The sequence below is a fragment of the Limnospira sp. PMC 289.06 genome (assembly GCF_032350395.1).
GTDB classification, from domain to species: domain Bacteria; phylum Cyanobacteriota; class Cyanobacteriia; order Cyanobacteriales; family Microcoleaceae; genus Limnospira; species Limnospira platensis.
This window is the reverse complement of the sequence record NZ_JARPLC010000035.1, coordinates 38,198-42,578: the sequence shown is the minus strand read 5'-3', so window position 1 is coordinate 42,578 and position 4,381 is coordinate 38,198. Positions and strand designations below refer to the sequence as shown.

Genomic DNA, 4,381 nt, shown 5'->3' with positions numbered 1-4,381 from the left:
ATCAATCCTGGGGTTGTGATTCCCAAAACTGGGGGTGGCTATCGCCGTTACCCTAACTTCCTAACTTCTACTTATCTATTTCTAAGATTACTATAAGGAATTTGTATGGGTTAGTTTGTTTTGACCTTGGGTTCCCTGCCTTGATTTGTATCGTGGGATACTAATCGTTGGGACATATAAACAGTTATGAGGATGGTCAGGAGAGATCTCCTTATATTCAATCAAGGGGTTGAAGTCCCCACCAGGCGGTTATTTCAGGTATTTCAACCTTATTTCATGCCTGAACGTCTCGCACCTCTACCTAATTTCTAGCACAGAACACGATAACCTGAATTGTCAAGTGACACCTATTGTTAAGTTTGATCACGTCCCTGTCAACTTCGGAATATCTGCCACAGAGATGAGGATAAGGCACATTAAGCGATCGAAGATACTAAAGACCAGAACAGGTTCCGCGTCCCCATTGACCATCATAGGATACGGAAACTTTAGTTCCGGGTCTAGGTTGAAACTCTGCCAAATCAATTAAAGTGACACTAGCCATACCGCTGACATTGCCACGATAAAGCCGTTGACCCTGATCATTTGTGCGATCGAATTTTAAACGGGAAGATTGAGCGATACCCGCACCCGTCCGAGCATTACGAAACTCTACTTCCTGTTCAAAGCCAGTATTAGGACTCCAGGGAACAGAAAAAGATAGGTTATCTGCGTCGGTCCGGAAAATAGTTCCCCGACAGACAATATCAGCCAAGGCTTTAGGAACAGCAACTCCTAAAACACTTATACCAATAATAGTTGGGGTAGCGGCAATGAAATTTAATGTATTTGTCCACTGCATTGGAATTACTCCTCACCACAAATTAATTCAACCTTGTAGCATACTCTGTCGGGTTCACTCTAGCCACATTAACAAATATTAACATCCGAAATAGTTTCTCAAACCTCAATGGCAATTCAACCATATTGATCATGGTATAGAGCCGGATTTCCATCAGAACTTATGGAGCATAAATATATACAAATTTGAGACACTATGCTATAATTACCCAGTCGATAGTATAGAAACCCAATTTTCTCTAAGTTAGACTAATTAACCAAGGGGGAGTCAGAAAGACTAATTTTGATGTCCTGTAGCACTAAGTAATAATCATGAGCAATCCGCAACCAAAGCCCGAGATAGATCCGATCACAGTAACAGTGGTGTTAACAGCCCTGATATTAATTCCCCTAATTATTGCGGGATTCTCGCCCTAAAGGCTAATTAATCAGGTAAAATAGCGCCCCGCAAATCAGCATCACGCAAATTAGCGCGGTAGAGTACCGTGTCCAACATGACAGCCTCAATCAAATTAACGCCACTGAGATTAGACCAATTGAGTTTAGTGCGATAAAGTCGGGCGCGACTCATATTAGCCCCCCTTAAACTGGTCCAACTGATATTAGCCGCCCGTAGGTTGGCTTCACTGAGGTTAGCATCAGTTAAATCAGCCCCCACCATAGTAACCCGACTCAAATCAGCTTGATGAAAATTTGCTCCCATCAGCATCGCGCCACTGAGGGTAGCATTGGATAAATTAGCACCCTCAAGGGTAGAATCGCGCATAATCACATTAGTAAGATTAGCCCCATCCAAGTTAGCACCACTCAAATTTGCCTTTAACAAATTAGTTCGGATCAAAGTGCTGTTAACAAGATGAGCCCCAATAAAATTGGCTTCAGTAAAATTAGCCTCAGCCAAATTAGCATCAGTAAGATTAGCCATATTTAAGGTGACATTTTTGGAGATAGACCCCCGCATACTAGCCCCGGTTAGATTAGCCCTAGAAAAATTAGCATCAGTTAAATTAGCGCTAATCAGGTTAGCATCAGCCAGTTGAGCATCAGTGAGATCGACTCCCATCAATTTAGACTCACGGAAATTAGAGCCACTTAGATTAGTATTAATGAAGCTAGTATTTTCGAGATTAGCCCTGATAAAGCTAACCTCTCGCAGATCCATATCGCTGAGATTGACCCCAACCAGGTTCACAGACCGAAACATTCTTTCACCTGCGGCATATTGTTTGAGTAGCTCCTCAACCTCCATGTTTAATTAACCTCATTATCAGTATTGCAGTATTAACCAGTTGTGGGCTAAAACCCCTCAGAATTATGATTTCAACAAGTTTCCCGACTTTCAGGGCTATATGTCCAATCGTGTAGTCATAACCTGTATATAAACATCATCTCCTGAAAATGGCACATCTGAGGTGATAGTTTAGAATTTGAGGGACACTGGTGATTATCTGCCCCAAATTAGCGATCGCTATAGCATCACGAACCTGGTAAATTATAGGATCATTAGGGAAAGATACCAGAAAAAACAGGTCAACCCCCCAAGATTTAGTAGAAACAGGAAAGCAGAGATGTCAGATAATTTCAGAAGTAAAGCGATTACCCAGGGCAACCAGCGAACCCCTAACCGGGCTATGTTAAGGGCTGTAGGCTTTGGTGATGAGGATTTCAATAAACCCATTGTGGGCATTGCTAATGGTTATAGTACCATTACTCCGTGCAATATGGGCTTAAATGATTTAGCATTGCGGGCAGAAGCGGCCTTGAGACAATCGGGAACTATGCCCCAACTGTTTGGAACCATTACTATCAGTGATGGTATCTCTATGGGTACGGAAGGGATGAAATATTCCCTAGTGTCGCGGGATGTAATTGCCGATTCCATAGAAACTGTCTGTAATGGTCAGAGTATGGATGGGGTGTTAGCTATTGGCGGATGTGATAAAAATATGCCTGGGGCGATGATTGCCATTGCTCGCATGAATATTCCGGCAATTTTTGTTTACGGGGGAACTATCAAACCGGGTCACTACAATGGCTGTGACCTCACTGTGGTTAGTGCCTTTGAAGCGGTGGGACAACATAGCGCTGGGAAAATCCCTGATGAGGAATTACTGGGGATTGAACGTAATGCTTGTCCTGGGGCGGGTTCCTGTGGTGGTATGTTTACGGCTAATACTATGTCGTCAGCTTTTGAGGCTATGGGGATGAGTTTGATGTACTCTTCGACTATGGCGGCTGAAGATGCGGAAAAAGCCGAAAGCACTGAACAATCGGCGTTTGTATTGGCTGAGGCGATTCGGAAACAGATTTTACCGAGCCAAATTCTCACCCGTGATGCTTTTGAAAATGCTATGGCGGTGATTATGGCTGTGGGGGGTTCTACTAATGCGGTGCTACACTTACTGGCGATCGCCAGTTCTATGGGGGTAGAACTAACTCTGGATGATTTTGAAACTATGCGACAACGGGTTCCGGTATTGTGCGACCTCAAACCTAGTGGTCGGTTTGTCACTACGGAATTTCACCAAGCCGGGGGAGTTCCCCTGGTGATGAAAATGTTGTTGGAACATGGTTTGTTGCATGGTGATGCTTTGACAATTACTGGTCAAACTATTGCCCAACAGTTGGCTGATATCCCGACTGAACCTGACCCTAACCAGGAGGTGATTCGCCCTTGGGATAATCCTATGTATGCTCAGGGACATTTGGCTATTCTTAAAGGTAATCTGGCTTCAGAGGGGGCGGTGGCTAAAATTACTGGGGTGAAAAATCCTCAAATTACTGGACCGGCTAGGGTGTTTGAGTCGGAGGAGGAATGTCTTGAGGCAATTCTGGCGGGTTCAATTAATCCCGGAGATGTGATTATTGTCCGCTATGAGGGACCGAAAGGAGGTCCGGGAATGCGGGAGATGCTTGCTCCTACTTCGGCTATTATTGGGGCTGGTTTGGGGGATTCTGTGGGGCTGATTACTGATGGTCGCTTCTCTGGGGGAACCTATGGTCTGGTTGTGGGTCATGTGGCACCAGAGGCGGCGGTGGGAGGTGCGATCGCCTTAGTTAAGGAGGGCGATAGTATTACTATTGATGCTAAAGCCCGCCTATTACAAGTTAATATCACGGATGAGGAATTACAGGCGCGACGGGAAGCATGGCAGCCTCGTCAACCTCGCTATACTAGGGGAGTCCTGGCTAAGTATGCTAAGTTGGTATCTACTAGCAGTCGCGGCGCGGTCACGGATTCTAATTTGTAACCTCGGTTCGACTTAATCATTTTCGTAGGGTGCGTCAGAAGCAGGCTATCTAAATCCTCACCGAATCATTATCGGCGCTACGCACCTCAATCAATTATCCGGGCTTTGATGATAATTCTCGGTGTCTGGTGCGTCAGAAATCAATTATCCGGGCTTTGATGATAATTCTCGGTGTCTGACGCACCCTACGGTACTCACCGAATCATTATCGGCGCTACGCACCTCAATCAATTATCGGGCTTTGATGATAATTCTCGGTGTCTGGTGCGTCAGAAATCAATTATCCGGGC

General features: G+C 44.9%; 3 protein-coding genes. 1 reads left to right on the top strand and 2 read right to left on the bottom strand.

The genetic code is table 11. The features are described from left to right. Positions 1-433: 433 nt before the first annotated feature. Positions 434-841 carry a hypothetical protein gene (locus tag P5674_RS09950; protein WP_006616380.1) on the bottom strand — a complete coding sequence of 136 codons (408 nt, stop codon included), beginning with the start codon at positions 839-841 and terminating at the stop codon, positions 434-436. A gap of 423 nt (positions 842-1,264) precedes the next feature. Further along, complete coding sequence (locus P5674_RS09945) at positions 1,265-2,089, bottom strand: pentapeptide repeat-containing protein (protein ID WP_006616381.1); 825 nt, start codon at positions 2,087-2,089, stop codon at positions 1,265-1,267. A 319-nt stretch (positions 2,090-2,408) separates the two neighbouring features. Between P5674_RS09945 and ilvD the strand changes: the two genes are divergently transcribed. After that, positions 2,409-4,091 carry a dihydroxy-acid dehydratase gene (gene ilvD, locus P5674_RS09940; protein ID WP_006616382.1) on the top strand — a complete coding sequence of 561 codons (1,683 nt, stop codon included), beginning with the start codon at positions 2,409-2,411 and terminating at the stop codon, positions 4,089-4,091. Positions 4,092-4,381 lie beyond the last annotated feature (290 nt).